This window comes from Amycolatopsis sp. NBC_01488 (genome assembly GCF_036227105.1).
In the GTDB taxonomy this organism is placed as follows: domain Bacteria; phylum Actinomycetota; class Actinomycetes; order Mycobacteriales; family Pseudonocardiaceae; genus Amycolatopsis.
The window spans coordinates 1,794,096-1,817,696 of the sequence record NZ_CP109434.1; the positions used below are offsets into that span (position 1 = coordinate 1,794,096).

Annotated in this window: 25 protein-coding genes; 7 read left to right on the top strand and 18 right to left on the bottom strand. The window is 71.8% G+C overall.

Going from position 1 to position 23,601, the window contains the following annotated elements; genetic code table 11:
• Positions 1-158: 158 nt before the first annotated feature.
• From OG738_RS08495 to OG738_RS08510, 4 genes are read right to left on the bottom strand one after another with little or no spacing between them, the layout of a single operon-like run.
• The gene (locus OG738_RS08495) at positions 159-1,445 is read right to left on the bottom strand and encodes a geranylgeranyl reductase family protein (RefSeq protein ID WP_329052645.1); all 1,287 of its coding nucleotides are present in this window, start codon (positions 1,443-1,445) and stop codon (positions 159-161) included.
• 9 nt (positions 1,446-1,454) lie between these two features.
• Complete coding sequence (locus tag OG738_RS08500) at positions 1,455-2,144, bottom strand: demethylmenaquinone methyltransferase (protein ID WP_329052646.1); 690 nt, start codon at positions 2,142-2,144, stop codon at positions 1,455-1,457.
• Positions 2,145-2,168: 24 nt separating this feature from the next.
• Complete coding sequence (locus OG738_RS08505) at positions 2,169-3,272, bottom strand: glycosyltransferase (RefSeq protein WP_329052648.1); 1,104 nt, start codon at positions 3,270-3,272, stop codon at positions 2,169-2,171.
• A gap of 1 nt (position 3,273) precedes the next feature.
• Complete coding sequence (locus OG738_RS08510) at positions 3,274-4,344, bottom strand: glycosyltransferase family 4 protein (RefSeq protein ID WP_329052650.1); 1,071 nt, start codon at positions 4,342-4,344, stop codon at positions 3,274-3,276.
• 177 nt (positions 4,345-4,521) lie between these two features.
• Between OG738_RS08510 and OG738_RS08515 the strand changes: the two genes are divergently transcribed.
• Positions 4,522-5,358: an inositol monophosphatase family protein gene (locus OG738_RS08515; RefSeq protein WP_329052653.1), complete on the top strand. Its 837-nt coding sequence runs from the start codon at positions 4,522-4,524 to the stop codon at positions 5,356-5,358.
• A gap of 217 nt (positions 5,359-5,575) precedes the next feature.
• Here OG738_RS08515 and OG738_RS08520 read toward each other — a convergent pair whose 3' ends face one another.
• From OG738_RS08520 to menD, 3 genes are all read right to left on the bottom strand, one after another.
• On the bottom strand, positions 5,576-6,025 hold the full coding sequence (locus OG738_RS08520; protein ID WP_329052655.1) for a DUF3592 domain-containing protein: 450 nt from the start codon (positions 6,023-6,025) through the stop codon (positions 5,576-5,578).
• 22 nt (positions 6,026-6,047) lie between these two features.
• The gene (locus OG738_RS08525; protein WP_329052656.1) at positions 6,048-7,559 is read right to left on the bottom strand and encodes a M1 family metallopeptidase; all 1,512 of its coding nucleotides are present in this window, start codon (positions 7,557-7,559) and stop codon (positions 6,048-6,050) included.
• A 134-nt stretch (positions 7,560-7,693) separates the two neighbouring features.
• Positions 7,694-9,370 (bottom strand): 2-succinyl-5-enolpyruvyl-6-hydroxy-3-cyclohexene-1-carboxylic-acid synthase, encoded by a 1,677-nt coding sequence (gene menD / locus OG738_RS08530; RefSeq protein ID WP_329052657.1) that lies wholly within the window; start codon positions 9,368-9,370, stop codon positions 7,694-7,696.
• Positions 9,371-9,421: 51 nt separating this feature from the next.
• On the opposite strand from menD, the gene OG738_RS08535 reads away from it, so the two are divergent.
• From OG738_RS08535 to OG738_RS08550, 4 genes are read left to right on the top strand one after another with little or no spacing between them, the layout of a single operon-like run.
• Positions 9,422-10,345, top strand: a complete 924-nt coding sequence (locus tag OG738_RS08535; protein ID WP_329052659.1) for a 1,4-dihydroxy-2-naphthoyl-CoA synthase — start codon at positions 9,422-9,424, stop codon at positions 10,343-10,345.
• A gap of 1 nt (position 10,346) precedes the next feature.
• Positions 10,347-11,480, top strand: coding sequence for an o-succinylbenzoate--CoA ligase (gene menE, locus OG738_RS08540; RefSeq protein ID WP_329056613.1), 1,134 nt, complete (start codon positions 10,347-10,349; stop codon positions 11,478-11,480).
• A gap of 51 nt (positions 11,481-11,531) precedes the next feature.
• The gene (locus OG738_RS08545; RefSeq protein ID WP_329052661.1) at positions 11,532-11,675 is read left to right on the top strand and encodes a hypothetical protein; all 144 of its coding nucleotides are present in this window, start codon (positions 11,532-11,534) and stop codon (positions 11,673-11,675) included.
• Positions 11,676-11,724: 49 nt separating this feature from the next.
• On the top strand, positions 11,725-12,594 hold the full coding sequence (locus tag OG738_RS08550; protein ID WP_329052662.1) for a 1,4-dihydroxy-2-naphthoate polyprenyltransferase: 870 nt from the start codon (positions 11,725-11,727) through the stop codon (positions 12,592-12,594).
• Here OG738_RS08550 and OG738_RS08555 read toward each other — a convergent pair.
• Genes OG738_RS08555 through OG738_RS08565 form a run of 3 tightly spaced genes read right to left on the bottom strand, consistent with a single transcriptional unit; the run spans position 12,591 to position 14,430 of the window.
• Positions 12,591-13,673, bottom strand: coding sequence for a PLP-dependent cysteine synthase family protein (locus tag OG738_RS08555; protein ID WP_329052663.1), 1,083 nt, complete (start codon positions 13,671-13,673; stop codon positions 12,591-12,593). The genes OG738_RS08550 and OG738_RS08555 overlap by 4 nt on opposite strands.
• Positions 13,670-13,945, bottom strand: coding sequence for a DUF4229 domain-containing protein (locus OG738_RS08560; protein WP_329052664.1), 276 nt, complete (start codon positions 13,943-13,945; stop codon positions 13,670-13,672). Before OG738_RS08560 ends, OG738_RS08555 begins: the two co-directional genes overlap by 4 nt.
• An 11-nt stretch (positions 13,946-13,956) precedes the next feature.
• The gene (locus OG738_RS08565; protein WP_329052665.1) at positions 13,957-14,430 is read right to left on the bottom strand and encodes an Lrp/AsnC family transcriptional regulator; all 474 of its coding nucleotides are present in this window, start codon (positions 14,428-14,430) and stop codon (positions 13,957-13,959) included.
• A gap of 281 nt (positions 14,431-14,711) precedes the next feature.
• Between OG738_RS08565 and OG738_RS08570 the strand changes: the two genes are divergently transcribed.
• Complete coding sequence (locus OG738_RS08570) at positions 14,712-14,924, top strand: BldC family transcriptional regulator (RefSeq protein ID WP_072474890.1); 213 nt, start codon at positions 14,712-14,714, stop codon at positions 14,922-14,924.
• A gap of 152 nt (positions 14,925-15,076) precedes the next feature.
• Positions 15,077-15,262 (top strand): hypothetical protein, encoded by a 186-nt coding sequence (locus tag OG738_RS08575; protein ID WP_329052666.1) that lies wholly within the window; start codon positions 15,077-15,079, stop codon positions 15,260-15,262.
• A gap of 138 nt (positions 15,263-15,400) precedes the next feature.
• Here OG738_RS08575 and OG738_RS08580 read toward each other — a convergent pair whose 3' ends face one another.
• The 8 genes from OG738_RS08580 to OG738_RS08615 form a co-directional block, all read right to left on the bottom strand.
• Positions 15,401-16,729, bottom strand: coding sequence for a MinD/ParA family ATP-binding protein (locus OG738_RS08580; RefSeq protein WP_329052667.1), 1,329 nt, complete (start codon positions 16,727-16,729; stop codon positions 15,401-15,403).
• A gap of 76 nt (positions 16,730-16,805) precedes the next feature.
• A complete protein-coding gene (gene ccsB, locus OG738_RS08585; RefSeq protein ID WP_329052668.1) occupies positions 16,806-17,774 on the bottom strand; it encodes a c-type cytochrome biogenesis protein CcsB in 969 nt (322 codons plus the stop codon).
• 3 nt (positions 17,775-17,777) lie between these two features.
• Positions 17,778-19,373, bottom strand: coding sequence for a cytochrome c biogenesis protein ResB (resB, locus tag OG738_RS08590; protein WP_329052670.1), 1,596 nt, complete (start codon positions 19,371-19,373; stop codon positions 17,778-17,780).
• On the bottom strand, positions 19,370-20,143 hold the full coding sequence (locus tag OG738_RS08595) for a cytochrome c biogenesis CcdA family protein (protein ID WP_329052671.1): 774 nt from the start codon (positions 20,141-20,143) through the stop codon (positions 19,370-19,372). Before OG738_RS08595 ends, resB begins: the two co-directional genes overlap by 4 nt.
• 114 nt (positions 20,144-20,257) lie before the next feature.
• Entirely contained in the window at positions 20,258-20,830 is a 573-nt protein-coding gene (locus tag OG738_RS08600; RefSeq protein ID WP_329052673.1) for a TlpA disulfide reductase family protein, read from the bottom strand.
• Entirely contained in the window at positions 20,827-21,453 is a 627-nt protein-coding gene (locus OG738_RS08605) for a histidine phosphatase family protein (RefSeq protein WP_329052675.1), read from the bottom strand. Before OG738_RS08605 ends, OG738_RS08600 begins: the two co-directional genes overlap by 4 nt.
• A complete protein-coding gene (hemL, locus tag OG738_RS08610; protein ID WP_329052677.1) occupies positions 21,450-22,751 on the bottom strand; it encodes a glutamate-1-semialdehyde 2,1-aminomutase in 1,302 nt (433 codons plus the stop codon). Before hemL ends, OG738_RS08605 begins: the two co-directional genes overlap by 4 nt.
• Before the next feature lie 219 nt (positions 22,752-22,970).
• Entirely contained in the window at positions 22,971-23,594 is a 624-nt protein-coding gene (locus OG738_RS08615; protein WP_329052679.1) for a hypothetical protein, read from the bottom strand.
• Positions 23,595-23,601: the final 7 nt, after the last annotated feature.

A 23,601-nucleotide genomic window follows, 5' to 3' on the forward strand; every position in this document is an offset into this window, starting at 1 on the left:
CGTTGTCACGGCTTTGTGGCGGCGTGCGCGCGACCTGCGCGAAGACCGTTCAAGATCGCTTCGCGGCCGGACAATCCGGACGTCGACGTGTGAGCTATCCCACTGGCCGTACGGCCAACTTGTTAGGCCACTCGTGTGTCCGCGCGCCCGGGCGCGGGTCAGCGCGGGGTGGGCGTAACCCGCGCCAGCGCCGAGATCAGGCGGTCGACGCCGTCGCCGCCCTTGGCGTCGTAGCAGCCCGAGAGGCCCTTGTAGACCAGCGGCAGGAGCTTGTTGATGCGCAGCCCGTATTTGGTGCAGGCGTGCATGATCTTCGGCTTGCCGATGATCCGCGCGAAGACGTTGCCCAGCCGGTAGTAGCCGCCCATCAGCTCGCCGACCGCGCGCGGGTACGCCTCCAGCGCCCGCTCCCGCGAAGGCCCTTCGCGCCGCGCCAGCGCCTGCACGACGACCTCCGCGGCGATCTGCGCGGACTCCATCGCCGCCGAGATGCCCTCGCCGTTGAACGGGCTGACCATGCCGCCCGCGTCACCCAGCAGCAGCAGGCCGTCGCGGTAGTGCGGGGTGCGGTTGAAGCCCATCGGGAGGCCGGCGCCGCCGACCTTGCCGATCGCGTTCTCCTCGCGGTAGCCCCACTCCTCCGGCGTCCCGTCGAGCCACTGGCGCAACAGCGCGCGGTAGTCGGTGTTCCGGAACGATGCCGACGTCGAGAGCATGCCGAGGCCGACGTTGACCGTGCCGTCGCCGAGCGGGAACGCCCAGCCGTAGCCCGGCAGCAGCTTCGGGTCGCGCGGGTCGGAGCGGTCCCACAGCTCGAGGTGGCCCTCGATGAACGGGTCGTCGTGGCGCGGGCTCTTGTAGTACTGGCGCACGGCGACGCCCATCGGGCGCTTCTCGTTCTTCTGGATGCCGACGCTCAGCGCGAGCCGCGCGGAGACGCCGTCGCAGGCCAGGACGAGCGGCGCGCGGTAGTGCACCGGAGTCTTCTCCGGGCCGACCTTCGCCTCGACGCCGACCACGCGCCCGCTCGCGTTGGTGATCGCGCTGGTGACGGTGGTGCGCTCGTACAGCCGCGCGCCCGCCTTCACGGCGAGCTTCGCGAGGAGGTCGTCGAAGTCGTGGCGGGTGCGCGAGACGCCGTAGGGCGGGTAGCTCGTCAGGTCCGGCCAGTCGAGTTCCAGCGTGAGATCGCCGGTGAGGATCCGCAGGCCCCGGCTGTGCACCCAGCCGGCGTCCTCGCTGGTGTCGATCCCCAGGTCGATGAGCTGCTTGACGCCACGCGGGGTCAGGCCGTCGCCGCAGACCTTCTCGCGGGGGAACTCGGTCTTCTCCAGCAGCAGCACGTCGACGCCCGCGCGGGCCAGATAGGTGGCCACGGTGGACCCAGCGGGTCCGGCGCCGACGACGATGACTTCGGCGTCTTGATCTGGGCTACGACGGCTCATGGCCGCAGTTTATGCGGGCTTTCGCGCGCGGTGGATCGCCACGACACCGAATGTGAGGTTCAACCACTCGACGTCGGTCCAGCCCGCGCTCGCGATGATCTCGCCGAGCGTGCGCTGGTCGGGCCAGGTCAGCATGGATTCGGCCAGGTAGGAGTAGGCCTCGGGGTTCGACGACGTCCGCTTGCCGACCCAGGTGAGCAGCTTCAGCATGAACCGCCGGTGGACGAACCGGATCGGGGCGAACGGCGGGGTCGAGACCTCGCAGATCACCAGGCGGCCGCCCGGTTTCACCACGCGCGCGATCTCGGTGAGCGCCGCCTTCGGGTCGACGAAGTTGCGCAGCGCGAGGGAGATCGTCACGGCGTCGAAGCTCTCGTCGGCGAACGGCAGGTTCAGCGCGTCCGCCGCGACCATCGGGACCTTGCGGTGCAGCCCGGCGCGCAGCATGCCGAACGAGAAGTCCGCGGCCAGGCACCAGGCGCCCCCGCGGGCGTACTCGACCGTGGACACCCCGGTGCCGGCGGCGAGGTCCAGGACCTTCTCGCCGCGGCGGGCGTCGAGCACGCGGGCGGTGGTGGTGCGCCAGCGCCGGTCGAAGCCGAAGGTCATGAACGAGTTCGCCCGGTCGTACCCGGACGCGACGCCGTCGAACATCGCGGCGACCTCGTGCGGGTCCTTGTCCAGGCTTGCGCGTGACATGGGTTCGAGATTAGTCCGCGGACCTCAGCGGAACGTGGCCAGCATCCCGGCCACCGCCGCGGGCCAGGTGAACTCCTCCGCCCTCGCTCGCGCCGCGGCGCGCCGGGCCTCCTCCGGGCTGTCCAGGAGGTTCGTCACCGCCGTGGCGAACGCGGGCGCGTGGTCGTCCACCGCCGCGCCGCAGCCGGGGCGCACGATTTCCCGCAGCGCCGACGACGCCGACACCACCACCGGCGTCCCCGACGCCAGCGCCTCCAACGCCGCGAGCCCGAACGTCTCGTGGGGGCCGGGCGCCAGGGAGACGTCCGCGCTGGCCAGCAGCCGCGCGACGTCGCCGCGGCCGGACAGGAACCCCAGGAACGTCACCGGCAGGCCCCGCGCGCGGCGCTCCAGGGCCCGGCGGCGCGGCCCGTCGCCGGCCACCACCAGCCGGACCCGCGCGCCTGCCTCGGTCAGCTCCGCGACCGTGTCCACGCTGCGCTCCACGTGCTTCTCCGGCGAAAGCCGTCCACAGTGGACGAGCAGGGCGTCCGCTCCCCCGGCGAGGTCGGTGCGCCAGCCGTCGTCGCGCATGGTGGGCCGGAACGTCGCGAGGTCGACGCCGAGCGGCACCCGGCGGACGTTCGGCGCGGCGATCCGGTCGAACTCGGCGCGCGCGAACGCCGTCGTGCAGACGACCGTGTCGTAGCTCGCGGCCATCCGCCGGTTGGCGGCGTCGGCGACACGGCGCGCCACCGGCTCGGGCAGCAGGAACTGCTCCAGCAGCCGGTCGAGGCGCTCGTGGGAGATGACCGTGCTCGGGACGCCGTGCCGCCGCGCCCAGCCACCCATCCCCCGCAGCGTCAACCGGTCCGACACCTCCAGCCGGTCCGGTTCGAGTCTTCGCAGGACCGCGCGGACGCGGTGCGGGTCGACGGCGCGGTAGCCGCCGGTGCCCGGGATCTTCGGCGCCGGCAGCGAGAACCGGCGCACGCCGGTCGGCAGCACCTCGTCGGCGTAGCGCGTGCCGGGCACCACGAGCGTCACCTCGTGGCCGCTCGCGACGTACCCGGCGCCGAGGTGGTGCAGCGCCGTGCGGAGCCCGCCCGAACGCGGCCCGTAGAAGTTCGCGAGCTGGACGATGTGCATGTCAGGCCGCGCGGGCGGCCCGGCCCTGCACGGCTTCGTAGTGCCCCATCAGCTCGCGGCAGACCGCGGGCCAGGTGCGGCCCAGCACGACCTTGCGCGCCTTCTCGCCGAGCCGCGCCCGCAGCGCGGGGTCGCGCAGGGCGTCGACCTTCTCGACGAGCGCCGGGCCGAACTGCGCGCGGTCGGCGGGCAGCAGGTAGCCGGTGCGGCCGGGCAGGACGAGGTCCTTGGGGCCGCCCGCGGCCGGCGCGAGCACCGGCAGCCCGGAGGCCATCGCCTCCTGCACCGCCTGGCAGAACGTCTCGTGCGGGCCGGTGTGGACGAAGACGTCGAAGCTCGCGTACGCCTTCGACAGTTCTTCGCCGTACTTCGCGCCGAGGAAGGCGGCGCCGGGCAGCTGCTCCCTGAGGTTTTCGAGTTCGGGCCCGTCGCCGACGACGACCACGCGGACTCCCGGCATGCCGGCGAGCGCGGCCAGCCGGTCGACCTCCTTCTCGGGCGCCAGCCGCCCGACGAACCCGACGAGCAGCTCGCCGTCCGGCGCCAGCTCGGCCCGCAGCGCCGCGTCGGCGTGGTCCGGGGAGAACCGTTCGATGTCGACGCCCCGCGCCCAGCGGTGCACGCGCGGGACGCCGTGCAGCTCCAGCTGCTCGACCGAGTCGCTGGACGGCGCGAGCGTCCGGTCGGCCCGCGAGTGCAGCCGACGCACCCAGCGCCACGCGGCCCGCGCGCCGATGCCGAAGCCGTACGCGGCGGCGAAGCCGGCGATGTCGGTCTGGTAGACGGCGATGGACGGCACTCTCAGGCGCCGCGCCGCGGCCAGCCCGCGCGCGCCGACCACGAACGGCGAGGCCAGGTGGACGACGTCCGGGCCGAACGCGGCGAGCGCGTTGAGCACCGTGCGCGTCGGGACGCCGATCGGCAGGGAGTTGACCCCGGGGAAGTCCAGCGCGGGGATCCGGACGACCGGGGCGCCGCGGTAGGAGTCCGGGCCGGGCCCGGGGGCGATGATCAGCACGTCGTGGGCGCGTTCGCGCAGGTGCTCGACGACCCGCAGGACGGAGTTGGTCACGCCGTTCACCTGGGGCAGGAAACTTTCGGTGACTATGGCGACTCGCACGTCTTGGACGATCGCACCCGATCCTGGCGACCGCGTGACACGGCGGCCAACGGCGCCGGAACAGATCGGCTACGACATGTCATCTCAAGGTCGTGTCCCGGAAACCAGCGGGGCCCAGACTAAGCAGGCATGACCCTCTTGTCCTCCCGGCCGCCGCGGCCCGTCGAGCCCGGCCTGCTGTCGAGGGCGCTCGAAGTGGCCGGGCGGCTGGCCAACGACGCCACCGACGTGATCACCGCGACCGCCGGCCGCGGCGCCCACCCGGCCACCCTGGATTCGCCGTTCGACTGGGTCACCGACACCGACCGGATCCTGGAGCGCCACACCCGGCGCGTCCTGACGGCGGAGTTCCCGGGCATCCCGGTGGTGGGCCACGAGTTCGGCGCCGACCACGGCGCGGACGTCGCCGAGTACCGCTGGGTGGTCGACTCGGTCGACGGCACGGCGAACTACGTGGCTGGCGTGCCGTGGTGCGCGTACAGCCTGGCCCTGGTCGACGCGGCGGGACCGGTGGTGGGCGTGGTGGCGGACCCGTACCGGGCCCAGATCTACGCGGCCGCGCGCGGACGAGGGGCCCGCGCGAACGGCAAGCCGGTCCGGCTGACGGACCGCTGCGTGACGGCGGGTGCTTTGGTGTGCACGGAGTTCGCCCGCCGCGGGCCATGGCCGGGAATGGGCGGCTTCATCGAGCGAGCCGCGGCGGCGCACGCCGGGGTGCGGGTGCTGGGCTCGGCGGCGTTGTCGATCGCCCAGGTGGCGCTGGGCCACGCGGCGGCGGCGGTGCTGCACAGCTACCACGAATGGGACGTCGCTGGGTCGGTCGCGATGGCGATCGAGGCGGGGGCGGTGGTGCTGGACCGGCACGGGGAGGACACGGCGTTGCCTACCGACGGCCTGCTGGTCGCGGCGCCGGGGGTGGCGGATGAAGTGCTGGGGTGGTGGCAGGAGACGGCCCACGCGGGCTAATCGGGGTGCGGGCGCGGTGAGGATCGGGGCATGCCCACGCTGCGCACGCCTCGGCTCACGCTCGTGCCCCGGCCGACGAACACCTCGAAATGGACTCCGACCCCGAGGTGATGCGCTACCTCACCGGCCGGGCTCACGTTCGCGCGGGCGTTCACCTCGACCGCGGACTACGACGATCCCGTCGAAGGTGCCGAGCGGGGAGAGGTCGAGTACGAGATCACGCGGCGGACGTGGCTGGGACCGCAGCGCGCTTGTTCACGCGCCGGATCCACCACAGCACCGGCCCCGCCACCAGCCACGTGAAGAACACGAAACTCCCCAGCGGCAGCAGCGTCAGCGCCGCCGACCGGCCGGCCACCCGGGCCAGCTCCGGGTCGGACGCGTCGTACTCGATGCGGACCAGCTGGCCCGCCGCCAGGCCGTCCGGGTACAGCACCCCGTTCGCCGGGCTGTGGACGATGCCGTCCGGGGTTTCGAAGTGGATGATCGTGCGGTCGAACGCCACCGAGTCGACCGTCGCGTTGGCCGTGCCCATCTGGGACGTGATCGCGCCGTCGTTGCGGATCGCCGCGAACACGAGGCACACGCACATCACGGTGAGGAGCGAGGCGACGCCGAGGGTGATCCACCACCCGACGCGCCTCACCCGCTCACCTCTCGTGCTCACGCCGCGAGCGTAGCGGTCTCGCTCAGTGCGCGTGTTCGGCGGCGAGATTCCGGTGGTTCGCCTGGATCTGGTCGTACGACTGCGGCTTCACGGACGCCGTACGCGCCGCGAAAGCGGCAGCGCCGTTCGGGCCGACCGCCGGCTTGCCCGCCGTGTACAGCCAGGTCTGGAACAGGTCGTGCAGCGGCTTGCCCGAGATCTTCTCCGCCAGCGCGATGAAGTCCAGGATCCGCCCGTTCGACCCGCCCCGCTGGGCCTGCCAGCCCTGCAGGATCTTGAAGAACGCGTCGTCGCCGACCGCCGTCCGCAGCGCCTGCAGCGTCAGCGCGCCGCGGTCGTACACGGCGTTGTCGAACTGGTTGTCCGCGCCCGGGTCGGCCGGGACGAGCTTCCACAGGTCGCCGTCGGCCGGGTTCGAGTCGTACGTGTACTGGGCCAGCTCGGCGACCGTGCCCTCGCCCTCGTGCTCCGACCACAGCCACTCGGCGTAGGACGCGAAGCCCTCGTTCAGCCAGATGTCGCTCCAGCGGCCGAGCGAGACGTTGTCGCCGAACCACTGGTGGGCGTTCTCGTGCGCGATCAGCGTCGTGTTGGAGCCCGCGCGGAAGTTCCGGACGCCGTACGTCGGCCGGGTCTGGTTCTCCAGCGAGAACGTGATGCCGCTGGTCACGACGCCGCCCTCGGCCTCGAACGGGTACGGCCCGAACTGCGTCGCCAGGAACGCGTCGATCTCCGGCGTCCGCTCGACGCTGGCCTTCGCCGCGTACAGCGAGTCGCCGAGGTCCGACCCGTACGCCGTGATGAACGGCTTGCCGTCCGGGGTGGTCGACTGGTCCAGCTCGTACTTGCCGACGATGAACGACGTCAGGTAGGTCGCCTGCGGCTTGGTGCTGCGCCACTGCCAGCGGGTCCAGCCGGCGCGGCTCTTCGTCGTGCGCACCAGGGTGCCGTTGGTGACGGCAACGTTGTCATCCGGCGCCTCGATGGAGACGTCGTAGGTCGCCTTGTCGGTCGGGTGGTCGTTGGCCGGGAACCACCAGGCGGAGCTCTGCGGCTCGTCGACGCCGAGCGCACCGAAGGAGCCCTTTTTCCAGGCGTTGAGGCCGTCGACGGTCTCGGTCGACGGCGTGTCCGAGTAGGCGACGACGACGGTCGCGGTCTGGCCCTTGAGCAGCGGCTGCGCCGGGGTGACGACGAGCTCGCCGTTGCCGGTCTGGTTCGTGAACTGCGCCGGCCGGTTGTTCACCAGCACGCTCGACGCCTTGAGCGCGAAGTCCAGGTCGAACCGCGAAAGGTCCTGCGTGGCGGTGAGCAGCAGCGTCGTCGTGCCCGCGAGCACGTCGGTCGCCGGCTGGTAGGTCAGCCGGATGTCGTAGTGCAGCACGTCCGTGCCGCCGTTGCCGGCGTTCGGGTAGTACGGGTCACCGACACCGGGCGCGCCGGGCGCCGGGGCCGCACTGGCGGTACCCACGAGCAGCACCGAGGCGACCCCGGCCGCGAGCGCGGCGAGGCCGGTGCGAGTTCTTGCACGCATTCGAATCCCTCCAACGGGTGAGGATCAGCGCGCTCGAACGTAGCCAGCCAAGGAGGGCCCAGGTACAGCCAAAGGAAGGTTCTTGCCTACTGGGAGCAAGATCGGAAACCGCTTGACGCGGCGGTTTGCCCCGGTCAGGCGGCCGAAACCGCGCTGGACACCGCCGCCCGCAGGCGGCCGTGCAGGTCGCGGTGCCGCGAGCGGTCCACCCGCACCTCGACGACCCGCAGCCCCGGCGCCGGCCGCAACGCCGCGCGGAACTCCGTCAGCGTCTCGGCCACCACGTGCGGCACCCGGTACCCCGCGCACAACGCGCCCAGATCGGCCCCGTGCGGCGTCCCGAACACGCGCTCGAAGCTCGCCGAGTGCTCCGGGGCGCCCTGCTCCAGCAGGGAAAAGATCCCGCCGCCGTCGTCGTTGCAGACCACGATGGTCAGGTCCGGGCGCTGCTCCGCCGGGCCCGTCAGCAGGCCCGACGCGTCGTGCAGGAACGTCAGGTCGCCCAGGAGCGCGTAGGACGGGCCGCGGTGGACGTACGCCGCGCCGATCGCCGTCGAGACCGTTCCGTCGATGCCCGCGACCCCGCGGTTGCGGTGGACCAGGACGTCCGGGCGCAGCCGGCCGGCCAGCGCCACGTCGCGCGTCGGGTTGGACGAGCCGACCACCAGCAGCGAGTCCGCCGGCAGCGCGTCCACCAGCTCGGACGCCAGGCGCAGCCCCGACGGCCACGGCTCTGCGTCCAGCACCGCCGTGACCGCTGACGACGCCGCCGCGTCGGCGCGGCGCCAGCTCGCCAGCCACTCCGGGTCGGCCGGCTTCGTCGGCTCGTCGAACCACTGCCCGACCTGCCGGACGTTGTGCGCGGGCGCCGGCCAGTCCGAGTCCGGGCGCACCAGCAGGACCTCGACCGACGGGTCCGAAATGACCTTCTGGATCTGCCGGAACACCGTTGGCCGGCCGAGGCACAGCACCTGCTCCGGCTTGTGCTTGGCGATGAACTCCTCGACGCCCAGCAGCCACGCGCCGGACGAGATCGCCGTGCCGCCGGACAGCCCCAGTCCGCCTGTCTCCGACACCACCGGCCAGCCGTGCTGCTCGGCCCACTCGCTGGCCGCCTGGACGCCGGTGTCGCACGCGATCACCAGGCCGTGCCGCGCCGAAGGCACCACGAACGAGGGCAATGCGCCGAAGTCCGGCAGCTCGGTCCAGCGGGAACCGTCGGGCCGGCCGTCCAGCGACTCGTACCACTCGCCGTCATCGTCGAGGTCCGGGACGAGCGGCTCGCGGAACGGGATGTTCAGGTGCACCGGCCCGCAGCGCCACTCGCCGTACGCGGCGTTCCACGCCCGGCAGATCTGGCTGCGCCAGTACGAGTTCTGGCCGGCCCGCCGCTCGGCGACGGCCAGCTCGTCGAAGTAGCGGGCGGCGTCGCCGTAGAGCTGGTGCTGGTCGATGACCTGGGACGCCCCCGCCGCGCGCAGCTCCGGCGGCCGGTCGGCGGTCAGGACGATCAGCGGGACGCCGGCGCGGTCGGCCTCCAGCACCGCCGGGTGGAAGTTGGCGGCCGCGGTGCCGGACGTGCAGAGCACGGCCACCGGCCGGCCGGTGCGGGCGGCGATGCCGAGGGCGAGGAACGCGGCCCCGCGCTCGTCGATGCGGACGTGGAGCTGGAGCTTCCCGGCCGCCGCCGCGTCATACAGCGCGATCGACAGCGGCGCGTTGCGGGAGCCCGGGCAGAGGACGACGTGCGAGACGGTGTTGCGGACGAGTTCGTCGACGATGACCCTGGCCTGCGCGGTGGAAGGGTTCACCGGCAGGCTCCGTCGCGATCTGAAGTGTCCACAGGTTCTATTCTCCCAAACGTGGATGACGCCCGAGTTTCCGAGCTGTTCGACCCCGCCGCGTGGACCGAGGTCGAAGGTTTCGCCTTCACCGACATCACCTACCACCGTTCCGCCGAGAGCCGCGGCGGCAAACGCGTGGTGCGCATCGCGTTCGACCGTCCGGAGGTCCGCAACGCCTTCCGGCCGCACACCGTCGACGAGCTCTACCGGGCGCTGGACCACGCCCGGATGAGCTCGGACGTCGGCTGCGTCCTGCTCACCGGCAACGGCCCCTCGCCCAAGGACGGCGGGTGGGCGTTCTGCTCCGGTGGTGACCAGCGTATTCGCGGACGTTCCGGGTATCAGTACGCGAGCGGCGAGACCTCCGACACGGTGGACCCCGCGCGGGCCGGCCGGCTGCACATCCTCGAGGTCCAGCGGCTGATCCGGTTCCTGCCGAAACCGGTGATCGCGGTCGTGCCGGGCTGGGCCGCGGGCGGCGGGCACTCCCTGCACGTGGTGTGCGATCTCACCCTCGCCTCGGCCGAGCACGCCAAGTTCAAGCAGACCGACGCGGACGTCGGCTCGTTCGACGGCGGCTACGGCTCGGCCTACCTGGCCAAGATGGTCGGGCAGAAGTTCGCCCGGGAGATCTTCTTCCTCGGCCGCGAGTACTCCGCCGAGCAGATGCACCGGATGGGCGCGGTCAACGCGGTCGTCCCGCACGCCGACCTGGAAAAAGAGGCCCTGACCTGGGCGTGGGAGATCACCCGCAAGTCACCGACGGCGCAGCGGATGCTCAAGTACGCGTTCAACCTCACCGACGACGGCATGGTCGGCCAGCAGCTGTTCGCGGGCGAGACCACCCGGCTGGCGTACATGCAGGACGAAGCCGTCGAAGGCCGCGACGCGTTCCTCCAGAAGCGCGACCCCGACTTCAAGGACGTCCCCTATTACTACTGAGCTGCTCCCGATCGAACTCGACGGCTCCCCCGAGGCGCTGACCACGCTGAAGAACGCCGTCGCCGACGCGCTCGCCGGCGGCCCGGCGGTGCTGCCCTTCACCGACCCCGCGCTGCGCGACGCGATGGCCCCGGCCGAGCCTGCCGAACCGGACACCGCCGTGGTCATCGCCACCTCGGGCTCGACCGGCGCGCCCAAGGGCGTGCTGCTCTCGGCCCGCGCGCTGACCGCGTCGGCCGAGGCCACGCACGCGCGGCTCGGCGGCTCCGGGCACTGGCTGCTGGCGACGCCCGCGCACTACATCGGCGGCCTGCAGGTGCTGGTCCGGTCGCTGCTGGCGGGCACCGAGCCCGCTTTCCTGACCGGCGCCCGTTTCCGCCCGGACGACTTCGCCGCCGCGGCGGCGCGGCTGAAGGGCAGCCCGCGGTACACCGCCCTGGTGCCGACCCAGCTCGTCCGGCTGCTCGACGACGGCGGCGCCGGGCTGGCCGCGGCGAAGACGTTCGACGCGATCGTGGTCGGCGCGGCGGCGACGTCGGCCGCCCTGCGCGAGCGCGCGGCCGACGCCGGTGTGGCGATCGTGCCCGCGTACGGCATGAGCGAGACGGCCAGCGGCTGCGTCTACGACGGCTTTCCCCTCGACGGCGTCCGCGTCGACGTCACCGGGGACCGGATCCGGATCGCCGGCGACGTCCTCGCGCACGGTTATCGCCTGCGGCCGGACCTGACCGCGGAGTCGTTCGGCGGCGGCTGGTTCACGACGTCCGACCGTGGGATTCGTCACGACGACGGCCGGATCGAGGTCCTCGGCCGGGCCGACGACATGATCAACACCGGCGGGGTGAAGGTGTCCGCGAACGCGGTCGAGCGGTGTCTCTGCGCCCAGCCGGGCGTGCGCGACGCCTGCGTCGTCGGCCTGCCGGACCCGGAGTGGGGCGAGGCCGTGGTGGCGCTCGTCGTCCCGTCAGGTGAACCGCGTGAAGCGGACGAACTGCGCGCCGCGGTCCGCGCCGAACTGGGCGCGGCAGCGACGCCGAAACGCGTCGAATACGGCGCTGAGCTGCCCCTTCGCGGGCCGGGCAAGATCGACCGCGAGGCGGTCAGAACGCGACTTACGTCGGGTTTGCGCGGCTGAATGGCCGCACTTCGTTGACATGTACGGCGTGCACCCGCTTGGCTACGCACCATGACGCGCTGGATCAGAGCTGCCCTCATCGGCACCGCCGTCACACTGGGGCTGCTGCTTCCCGTGGGCGCCGCGCTGGCCGACCCGCCCGCCGGCGAGCCCAACAGCGGCACGCTGACCTGGCAGCTGCCGACCACGGACTGACTTTCCGGGTTCTCGCTCGGCTTTGATCACCATGGCGTTGAATGGCGCCATGGCGAGCTTGAGCGAGTGGATCGAAGGGGCCCGGCCCCGGACGCTGCCGAACGCGGTGGCGCCCGTGGTGGCGGGGGTCGGCGCGACGATCGCACTGGACGCGTTCTCGTGGTGGCGTTCGGTCTTGGCGCTGCTGGTCTCCCTCTCGCTGATCGTCGGCGTCAACTACGCCAACGACTACTCCGACGGCATCCGCGGCACGGACGAAAACCGCGTCGGGCCGTTGCGGCTGGTCGGGTCCGGGGTCGCCGCGCCGAAGGCCGTGCTGACCGCCGCACTGATCTCGCTGGGCCTGGCCGGGGTGCTGGGTTTGGTGCTCGTGGCCGTCAGCGGGCACTGGTGGCTGCTGGCGATGGGCGCGCTCTGCATCCTCGGCGCGTGGTTCTACACCGGCGGCAAGAAGCCGTACGGCTACTACGGTTTCGGCGAGATCGCCGTGTTCGTGTTCTTCGGGCTGGCCGGCGTCCTCGGCACGGTGTACGTCCAGGCCGGGCGGGTCAGCTGGGCGGCGCTGGCGTGCGCGGTCGCGGTCGGCTGCTTCTCGACGGCGGTCCTGACGGCCAACAACCTGCGTGACATCCCGACCGACGTCGAAGCGGGCAAGCGCACCCTGGCCACCCGCCTCGGCGACGGCGGAACGCGGCGGCTGTACCTGGTGCTGATCGCGGTGCCGTTCGTGCTCGGCATCGTCCTCGGGATCTTTCACCCGCTGCTGCTGATCACCCTGCTGACAGCGCCGATGCTGCTGAAGTCGGTCCGCGCGGTCGGCGGCGGCGCCCACGGGCGCGAGCTGATCCCGGCACTGCGGGACACGGGCCTGGCGATGCTGGCCTGGGCGGTGCTGGCGGCGGTGGCGCTGAGCTTCTAGCTTTCCGGGACGAACTTCCCGGTCACCAGGAACTCCTCGAACAACGCCGTGTGCGGCGCCAGGTCGAGTCCCTGCTGCGCGACCCACTCGTCGTTGTAGTACGTGTGCGCGTACCGCTCGCCGCCGTCGCAGAGCAGCGTCACGACGCTGCCCGCCTGGCCGTCCTCGACCATCCGCGAGATGAGCCGGAACGCCCCGTAGAGGTTCGTGCCCGTCGAGCCGCCCGCCCAGTGCCCGGTGCGCTCGCGCAGCAGCCGGATCGCCGCCAGGGACCCGGCGTCGGGGATCTGGAACATCTCGTCGATGACACCGGGCACGAACGACGGTTCGCACCGAGGCCGTCCGATGCCTTCGATCCGCGACGGCATGCCGGTCGCGTAGTCGAGCGCGCCGGTTTCCCAAGCGCCGTAGAACGACGAGTTCTCCGGGTCGGCGACGCAGATCTTCGTCGTGTGCCGCTTGTAGCGGACGTACCGGCCGAAGGTCGCGCTCGTGCCGCCGGTGCCCGCGCCGACGACGATCCACGTCGGCACCGGGTGGCGCTCCGAGCGCATCTGCGCGAACACCGACTCGGCGATGTTGTTGTTGCCGCGCCAGTCCGTCGCGCGCTCGGCGTAGGTGAACTGGTCGAGGTAGTGCCCGCCGCTCTCGGCCGCGAGCCGCTCCGCCTCGGGGTACATCGCCGGGGCTTCGTCGACGTAGTGGCACTCACCGCCGTAGAACTCGATGAGCGCAATCTTCTCCTTCGACGTCTTCCGCGGCACGACGGTGATGAAGCGCAGGCCGAGCATGCGGGCGAAGTAGGCCTCGGACACCGCCGTCGACCCGCTGGACGCCTCGACGAGCACGGTGTCCGGGCCGATCTGGCCGTTGACGAGCCCGTAGAGGAACAGCGAGCGGGCCAGCCGGTGCTTCAGCGAGCCGGTCGGGTGGACGGACTCGTCCTTGAGGTAGAGGTCGATCCCCCACTCCGCGGGCAGCGGGAAGACGTGCAGGTGGGTGTCCGCGCTGCGGTTCGCGTCGGCCTCGATGATCCGGACGGCTTCGCGGACCCAGCTGCGGGCGTGCGGGCGGCTCATTCCGGCTGGCCGGAGGTGTCGCCACGGAGCTGGGCACGCAGGTCGGCGCGGGCCCGGGCACGCTTCTCGTTGCGCTTCGCCAGGCCGGCCGTGACGCGGGCGTTCAGCGGGCGGAACAGCAGGAGGCCCAGCGGCAGCCCGACGACCAGGCCGACGACCAGCGCGACCAGCAGGGGCACGCCGACCAGGGTCAGCACCCACGCGATCACGGCGACCAGCACGAACCGCGCCAGCAGGTACAGCGTCAGGTCACGGGGCAGGTTGTCGCTCACATCAACGCAGGCTACGCCCCGCCCGCCCGGTCCTTCTGCAGGCCCGCGTTGTTCGGGCGGCCCTCGAAGCGGGTCGAGAGCACGACGGTCGTGTTCGTCCGCCCGACGCCGGGGATGCGGCGGAGCCGGCCCAGCGAGCGCTCGAGCTCGTCGACCGTCGCCACCCGCACCTTGACGACGAAGGCTTCGTCGCCCGCCACCGCGTAGCAGCTCTCGACCTCGTCGAGCTCGCCGAGCGCGGCGGCGACGTCGTCCTCGGTCGCGGTGTCGGTCGGATGGATGCCGACGAGGGCGGTGACGCCGAGGCCGACCGAGCTCGGGTCGACGACGGCGTGGTAGCCGGTGATCACGCCGGCGGTTTCCAGCTTTCCCACCCGCTCGTGCACCGACGACGCGGAGAGCCCGACAGCCCGCCCGAGGTCCGCGTAGGTGGCCCGTCCGTTGATACGCAACGCCGCGATGATCTTCCGGTCCAACTGATCCACGAGGATCACTCTATGCGGTTGGACAATCCCCCATTGAGACCACGCCTCGCGGCAGACGACCGGGTTGAGCGACATCCCGGCACGTCAGGCGACCGGAAAATTAGTTGCACAAGGTAAGCAAGCTGTCCGTTTTGACCTTTAAGGGCTCTTTACTCAAGGACAACCGTTCGAGTACCCGACGGGTGAAGTGCAACGATTGCCGTGTTGGCTACCCCGGCGCGACGGGCCAGAAGGGCCCGGACGCCTCCGGTATAGCAGTGAGGTCGTTAAGGAGGCGGAAAATGACCGCGACGATGGGCGGACGCCTGCTCACCCCAGGTGAGGTGGCAGCACTGTTCCGGGTGGACCCCAAGACGGTCACCCGGTGGGCGACAGCGGGTCGCATCGGCTCGATCCGGACCCCGGGCGGGCACCGGCGGTTCCGGGAGTCCGAGGTGAACGAGCTCCTCGCGGAGCTGACCACGGACGCCAGCGAACCGGCCCGCAAGGCCTGAACCATCTCCGTCGCCGGGCCGTGTCGGGTACGGGGGACTTCCCCCGCCCCCGCGCGGCCCTTCGTGTTCTGGTCGTCACCCCGCACGACGGGGTTCGGGCCGAACCCGGCTCGACGGGTTAACCTCGGGGGACCCACACGGAAGGATCCGGCATGCTCGCTCTGCTCGCGGCGGTCGGCGCGCTGGTCGTCGCCCTGCTCCTGTGGCGGTCGTTCGCCGGTCAGCGGATCGGGGTCACCTCGCCTCCGCGCCGCGCCCCGATCGCCCCGGACGACGACCCCGACTTCCTGCGCCAGCTGTCCGAACAGCAGCGCAAGCGCCGGGACGAAGACCTGTAGACCGGCTCGAATTCCGAACTCGCGTGCTCAGGCCCGTGACTCGCGTGATGGGAGCCGGAACTCGCGAGTTGCGGCTCCCATCACGCGGGTTACGGCTTCGGTCACGCCGGTTACGGTCCTGAGCACGCGAGATACGCGTCAGCGGTAGCCCTGCGAGAGCGGGGTCGCGAAGCCGTCGGCGACGGTGGCGGCCAGCTCCAGCAGGGCCAGGCGCGTGTCGCCCGAGAGGCGGTCCAGCTCGATCTCCGCGCCCTCCTCCAGGTGCGGGTCGAACGGGACGCGGCAGACCGCGCGGACCTTCGCGCCGAAGTGGGCCGACAGCTTGTCGAGGTCGACCGAGCCACCCTTCGGGCGGACCGAGTTGATCACCGCCACCGAACGCTTGACCAGCTCGCCGTAGCCGTGGGCCTCGAGCCAATCGAGCGTCGCCGAGGCGCTGCGGGCGCCGTCGACCGAGCCGGACGACACCACCACCAGCGCGTCCGCGACGTCCAGGACGCCCTTCATCGCCGAGTGCATCAGGCCGGTGCCGCAGTCCGTGAGCACGATGTTGTAGAAGTGCTCCAGCAAATTGACCGTGCGCCGGTAGTCGTCCTCGGAGAAGGCCTCGGAAACGGCCGGATCCTGCTCGCTCGCGAGGATTTCCAGCCGGCTGGAGCCCTGGGACGTGTACGACCGGACGTCGCTGTAGCGCGTGATGCGGGCCGCGTCGCGCAGGAGGTGGCGGACCGTCGCCGTCGTCTCCAGCGGGAGCTTCTGCGACAGCGTGCCGCGGTCCGGGTTGGCGTCCACGGCCACCACGCGGTCGCCGCGCAGGGACGCGAACGTCGCCCCGAGCGTCGTGGTCACCGTCGTCTTGCCGACGCCGCCCTTGAGCGACAGCATCGCGATCTTGTAGCACCCGCGCAGCGGCTGGTTGACGCGCGCGATGAGGTCGCGGCGCTGGGTGTCCGCCGGGCTCTCGCCGGGGTTGATCAGCTTCCCGGAGCCGACGTAGACGGCCTTGCGCCAGCCCGACTGCGGCGGCCGCTTGGTCTGCCTGACCAGGTGCGCGGTGGAGAGGTCGTGGCCGTGGCCCTGCGGCGGCGCCGCGTGCCGGCCGCCCTGGGGCTGCGGCAGGCCCGACGGCTGCCCCGGAGACTGCTGCGGGTACTGGGCCTGCGCGTACTGCGGCTGCAGCGGCGGGAGGTTCTGGTCGTAGCCGTAGCCCGGGGGCACCTGGTGCGGCCCCGAGACAGCGGGGTTCACCAGGTGCGGCCCCGAGGCGCCCGGCGGCACCTGGTGCGGCCCCGACACGGCGGGGTTCGGTGGCGGCGCGACCGCCTGCGTCGGCTGCACGTCGAAGGCCCCCGACGTCTCGGGGTGCGGGTGCGAGTCCGTCCGATCCTCGGCGAACAGGCTCACCTCAGGCTGCTTTTCGGCCTGTTCGGGGTGGCCAGGAGCCGATTCTTCACTGGGTCCGGTCACCGGTGTAAACCTCCGCGCACTCCGCCCGACATCACTCCCCCTGGAGACGACGGTAGTCGGAGTACCCGCGGGTTGCTCAGCCCACCCCGGCGTAGGAGTGCAAGCCCGCGGTGACGAGGTTCACGAAGAACAGGTTGAAGATCATCGCGGCGAACCCGACGATGTTGATCGCCGCGGCGCGGGCCCCGCGCCAGCCCGCGGTCGCCCGTGAGTGCAGGTAGGCGGCGTAGATCACCCAGGCGATGAACGCGACGGTCTCCTTGGGGTCCCAGCCCCAGAACCGGCCCCAGGCGGACTCGGCCCAGACCGCGCCGCAGAGGACGCCGAAGGTGAAGACGGGGAAGGCGAAGATCGTCGTCCGGTAGGCGATCCGGTCGAGGACGTCGCCCGCGGGCAGCTTCGAGGCGAACCGGGCGAACTTCGTCTCGTCCTTCTCGTAAGCCGAGCGGAAGAGGTACAGCACGCTCGCGACGCCCGGCACCAGGAACACGCCCGAGCCGATGATGGCCGCCGAGACGTGGATGACCAGCCAGTAGGACTGCAGCGCGGGCTGCACCGGCGCCGCCGTCGTGTACAGCAGCGTGCCGTTGATGAACATCAGGATCACGACGGGCAGCAGCAGGAACCCGGTGAGGTGCCGGACCGGGAACTTCCACATCACGACGATCCAGGTCACCACCGTGATGAAGGTGACCGCCATGCCGTACTCGTACATGTTGCCCCACGGCGCGCGGTGCACGGCGAGCCCGCGCAGCACGATCGCCGACAGCTGCAGCAGCGCGCCGAGCACGAGCAGCGACGCGCCCATCTTGCCGATCCGCTCGGGCCGGCCGGTCGTGCGCGGCGTGCCCGGGATCTCCTCGACCGGCGGCCCGCCGGCGCCGACGAGCTCACGCGCCCGCAGCTTGGCGCGCTCGGTGGCGAGCCGGCCCTTGGCGCCGAAGCCCTGCTCGACCAGCGTCATCATCAGCGCGACGACGTAGATCGCCGCGGTGGTGGTGTACAGCCAGTCGCTGTACTGCGACAGCGTCTCGTTGATCGGCATGCCTCAGCCCTTCTGACCACTGATCAAGCGTTCACTGATCTTGTGGAACTCTTCGCCGTACCCCGCCTGGTCGGTGCGGGCGAGCCCGGCGACCTCGATCACGGTACCCGGCTCGGCCGGCGTCCCCGGCTTCACCCGCACCCACAGCCTCCGGCGCTTGACCAGCAGGGACGCGCCGAGGCCGAGGAACATCGAGATGGCGAAGCCGAGCACGAACCCCTGCGTCGGGTCGTGGGAGACCTGCAGGGAGACCCAGTGGTTGACGCCGTCGAAGCGGATCTTCGTGCCGTCGTCGAGCTTGATCTCCTGGCCGACCTTCAGGTTCTCGCGGGCGACCTTCTTCAGCCTGCCGTCGTCCACGAGCGACTGGTCGATCTCGAACACCGACTGGCCGCGCCCGGCGTCCAGGCCGAGGTCGCCGCGCATGACGTCGACGGCGACGGCGGGGTCCTTCAGCTCCGGCGCCGACGACGTCAGGACGTTGCCGTGCAGGAACGCCGTCGGGGCGAACAGGCCGGTGATGGCGAGCTGGCGGGTCCGCCGCTGCACCTCGTCGGTGATGCCGGGCTGGTCGAACTTCGTCGCGCCCTCGGCGAGCATCGTGGTCGGGTCGACCGTGCGCCACTGCGTGTTCTGCGTGCGCTTGTCGCCGTTGGGGAAGGTCACCGTGAACTGCGGCGAGTAGCCCTGGCCGAGCAGGTAGACGCGGTCGCCGGCGGTCCGCAGCGGCGAGTTGACCTCGAGGCCGTACGGGCGCCAGGTGTTCGTGTCGAGGTCTGCGCCGGACTGGTACTGGATGTTCGCGTGGTAGTACTCCGGCTCGCCGGCCGGGGTGTACCGCACGGTGAAGTCGTTGACCTTGACGCAGAACGGGTCGAGGTCGGTGCCGTCGACGCGCAGGCCCGCGTTGAAGGAGTCGTAGTTGTAGATGCCGGAGTTGCAGAACGAGCTGCCGTCGGCCTGGACGATGACCTGGCCTTCGTAGCCGTAGAGCTTGCCCAGCGCGAAGAACACGATCAGGCCGAGCATGCTGAAGTGGAAGAGCAGGTTGCCGGTCTCGCGCAGGAACCCGCGTTCGGCGGAGATCGTCCGGACGCCGTCGGCCTCTTCGCGCTCGACACGGCGCCAGCCGGAGAGTTGCTTGTGGACGGCGGCGATCTCGGCGGAGACGTCGGTCTTGCCGCGGCCGAGCCGGTAGTGCGGCATCCGCGCGAGGTTGCGTGGAGTCAGCACCGGCTTCGCGCGCATCGCCTTGACGTACTCGAAGCTGCGCGGGGTCAGGCAGCCGATGAGCGAGATCATCAGCAGCAGGTAGATGGCCGAAAACCAGATGCTGGAGTAGACGTCGTAGAACTCGAGCTTGTCGAGCAGGGTGCCCCACCAGCCGTGTGCGCTGATGTAGGCGTCGACCTTGGGGGCGTTGAGCTTCCGCTGCGGCAGGAGCGCGCCGGGCAGCGCGGCCAGGGCGAGCAGGAACAGCAGGACGAGCGCGGTGCGCATCGACGTCAGGCCGCGCCAGGTGTTGCGCACGAAGGCGAGCGCGCGCTTCGCGGGCGTGGGGCCCTGCGGGGCCTCGGGGGGTGCCTCCGTGGTGGTCACAGCGGCAGCCTCAGGTCGCCGGCGAGTTCGTTGCGGAGCCAGCCCATCAGATCTCCCCAGACGCCGGTGACGAGCAGGATGCCGACGATCATCAGCAGCACGCCGCCGAAGACCTGCACCTGGCGGCCGTGCCGGCGCACCCAGTCGGTGGCGCGCACCGCCCAGCGGGCGCCGAGCGCGATGAGCAGGAACGGCAGCCCGAGGCCGAGGCAGTAGACGGCGATCAGCAGGTAGCCGCGGGCTTCGGCACCGCCGGTCGCGCTGGCCAGCGTGGTGACGGCGGACAGCGTCGGGCCGATGCACGGCGTCCAGCCGAGGCCGAAGATCGCGCCGAGCAGCGGGGCGCCCCAGACGCCACCGCCCGGGACGCGGTGCGAGCGGACCTCGCGCTGCAGGCCGGGGATCCAGCCGAGGAACACCAGCGCCATGGCGATGGTCAGGACCCCGCCGATGCGCTGGAGCAGGTCCTGGTTGAGGGTGAGCGTGTCGGCCAGCCAGACGAGGGTGCCCAGCGTGGCGACGAAGACGACGGTGAACCCGAGCACGAACAGCAGCGCGGCGCCCAGCACGGCCCAGCGGCCGTTCTTGCGCTCTTCGTCGGCGCTGACCGCGGGGGCGTCCGCGCCGACGAGCGCGGCGAGGTACGCGAGGTACCCCGGCACGAGCGGCACCACGCACGGCGAGGCGAAGGAGATCGTTCCGGCCAGCAGCGCGACGCCCGCGGCGAGCAGCAGCGGTCCGGAGATCGCCAGCTCGGTAACGGAGTTCACCCCGTTGAGGGTAGGCAGTGAGGTCCTGGTGAGAACGCCGGGGCCGCTTCACAGGACCTACGCCACAGCTGATCAGGACCTAGGTCCTGCCCGCCTGGGGTGCCGAGCGCCGGGTCAGGCCTGCTCGGCCGCCAAGCGCTGGGTGACCGGCAGCAGGTCCTGCGCCAGCACCGGCCGCAGGAAGACCGCCGCCACGCGGTGCTGCTTGTCCAGCACGATCGTCGACGGGATGATGTTGCGCGGGTAGCCGCTGAGCTTGAGCAGCACCCGGCCGTCCGGGTCGTAGATCGACGGGTACGTCAGCCCGCGGTCGCGCACGAAGTCCTGCGCCACTTGGCGCGCCGGGTCGCGGACGTCGATGCCCACCACCTGGACGCCCGGTGCCTGGCGAGCCAGTGACTCCAGCTCGGGTACCTCCGTGCGGCACGGCCCGCACCACTGGCCCCACAGGTTGAGCACGACGACCTTGCCGGGGAAGTCCGCCAGCGACAGCTGCTTGCCCTCGTGCATCAGGTCGTCGCCGGCGAGCACCGGCGCGGTCTGCCGCTGCGGGGCATCGTAGGTGATGTCGACCTTGCCGCCCGGGGAGACGAAGCTGAAGCTGCTCCCCTGCACCACGGCGTCCTTGCCGCTGCTGCACCCGGCGAGGGCCAGCAACGCGACCACCCCGACGACCAGCCGTTTCATGCCCCGGTCACCTTCGGGTCGGTGGTGCCGGCGGGCTCGCTGTAGACGATCTCGCGCAGCTCGTCGCCGTCGAAGACGAGGCTGGTCAGCGAGGCCAGCGAGCACTGACGGCGTCGCGGGTCGTGCCACAGGGGCTTGCCCTCGAGGAACCGCCGCAGCGTCCAGATCGGCAGCTGGTGCGACACGCAGAGCGCTTCGTGGCCGGCGGCCGCCTCGCGCGCCCGGTGGACCGCGCCGAGCATCCGGTGCGCGATCTCCACGTACGGCTCGCCCCACGACGGCTTGAACGGGTTGAGCAGCTTCGGCCAGTGCTTCGGCTCCCGCAGCGCGCCGTCGCCGACCGCGACGTGCAGGCCTTCGAACTGGTTGCCGGCCTCGATCAGGCCCTCGTCGGTCGCGATGTCGAGCCGGTGCGCGGCGGCGATGGGACCCGCCGTCTCCTGCGCCCGCTGCAGCGGCGACGCGACGACGTGCACGAGGTCGTGGCCGGCGACGGCTTCGGCGACCGTGAGCGCCTGCCGCTGTCCGCGCTCGGACAGGTGGTAACCCGGCAGGCGGCCGTAGAGGATCTTCTCGGGGTTGTGCACTTCGCCGTGACGCAGCATGTGGACGACGGTGGTCACTTGACCGCCTCCGCCGCCGCGCGCGCCGCCGCCGGGAGAGCCGCCTCGATCACCGAGAACGCGTCGTCGTCCATGGCCGCGTTGACGAACCAGGCCTCGTACGCGCTCGGCGGCCCGTACACGCCGCCGTCGAGCAATGCGTGGAAGAACGCCGGGTAGCGCCACGTCTCGGACGCCTGCGCGCCCGCGTAGTCGCGGACCGGCCGGTCGCCGAAGAACACGCTGACCAGGTTGCCCGCGTACTGCACGGTGTTCGCGACGCCCGCAGCGCTCAGCTCACGGCGGAAGAGGTCGCCGAGGCGCTTCGCGTTGGCGTCAAGGGCCGCGTACACGGCGTGGTCGGCCGCGCGCAGCGTCGCGAGGCCCGCGGCCACCGCGACGGGGTTCCCGGACAGCGTCCCGGCCTGGTAGACCGGGCCGCCCGGGGCGAGCTTGGCCATCACGTCGGCGCGGCCGCCGAACGCCGCCGCCGGCAGGCCGCCGGACATCACCTTGCCGAACGTGTAGAGGTCGCCGGCCACGCCTTCGAGGCCGAACCAGCCCGCGCGCGAGACGCGGAACCCGGTCATCACCTCGTCCATGACCAGCAGCGCGCCGTGCTCGTGGGCCAGGTCGCGCAGGCCCGCGTTGAAGCCGTCGTCCGGCGCGATGGCGCCCATGTTGCCCGCCGCGGCCTCGGTGATCACCGCGGCGATCTCCCCCGGATTGTCCACAAAGGACTTGCGGACGGCGTCGAGGTCATTGTAGGGCAGCACGATCGTGTCCGCGGCCTGGGCACCGGTGACGCCCGGCGACGTCGGCAGCCCGAGCGTCGCGACGCCGGAGCCCGCCTGGGCGAGCAGCGCGTCGACGTGACCGTGGTAACACCCGGCGAACTTCACGACCTTCGACCGGCCGGTGAAGCCCCTGGCCAGCCGGATCGCGCTCATCGTCGCCTCGGTGCCCGAGTTGACCAGCCGCACCTGCTCGACGGGCTCGACCCGGCCGATGATCTCCTCGGCCAGCTCGACCTCGCCGATCGTCGGCGTGCCGAACGACAGCCCGGACGTGGCCGCCGTGCGCGCCGCCTCGACGACCGCCGGGTGCGCGTGGCCCAGGATCATCGGGCCCCAGGAGGAGACCAGGTCGACGTAGCGGTTGCCGTCGGCGTCCCAGAGGTGCGGGCCCTCGCCGCGGACCATGAACCGCGGGGTGCCGCCGACCGAGTTGAACGCCCGGACCGGCGAGTTCACCCCGCCGGGGACGGCCGCCTTCGCGCGTTCGAACCATGCCTTGGACTGCTCGGTTCCAGTGCTCACGGGTCCAGTGAACCTCATTCAGCCGTCGGCCGGCGCAAGAGGTCACCGCAGCCGGTCCGGTCGCGATCCGTAGCGCCGGCCTGACCAGAATGAGGTTCAGTCTCGCAAATCCCGGCGGCGGGCCCCCGACCCCCGCCATCGAATCGCCACACGAGGGGTCGTGAGTGAGAAACAGTGTTAGAACGCTGTTTCTCACTCACGACCGGCCGCGGCAGACTTCTAGCGCGCGGCCTGCTGGGTAATGGCCTGCGCGGCCACCGTCCCGTCGTCGCCCGCCTGGCCCTGGACGACGACCGTCGAGCCCGGCTTGAGGTCCGACAGCTTGCCCTGCTGGGTCACGCCGACCGTGGTCGAGTCCGATGTGGACACCTTGACGTCGGTGCCCTGCGCGGTCTTCACGTACACCGTGGTGCCGTCGACGCGGTCGATCGTCCCGGTCGTGCCGCGCCCGCCCGCGCCGCGGAAGCCGCCCTGCTGGCCCGTGCCGCCGGTCTGACCGGTCCCGCCCGTGCCGCCGGCCTGGCCGGTGCCCCCGGTGCCGCCGGTGCGCCCGGTGGGCGTCGACGAGGACGACGAGCCGAACGCCGCGTGCGTCCAGGCGCCGCCGCCGAACGCGATCGCGAGCACCACGAGGCCGGCCAGCACCAGCGTGGTGCGGGAGAACGGCTTCGCGGCGCGGCGCATCTCGGCGTTCAGGTCGCCGCCGACCGCCGGGTTGGCGATGATCTGCTCGGCGGTCGGTTCCGGAGCGGCGCTTTCCCCGGACAGTGCCGACAGGGGCAGCTCGGTCGTCGGGTCGTCCCCGGGGGCCGATCCCGGCGGGGTCGTCGTGTGGGAAGACATCGGGGAC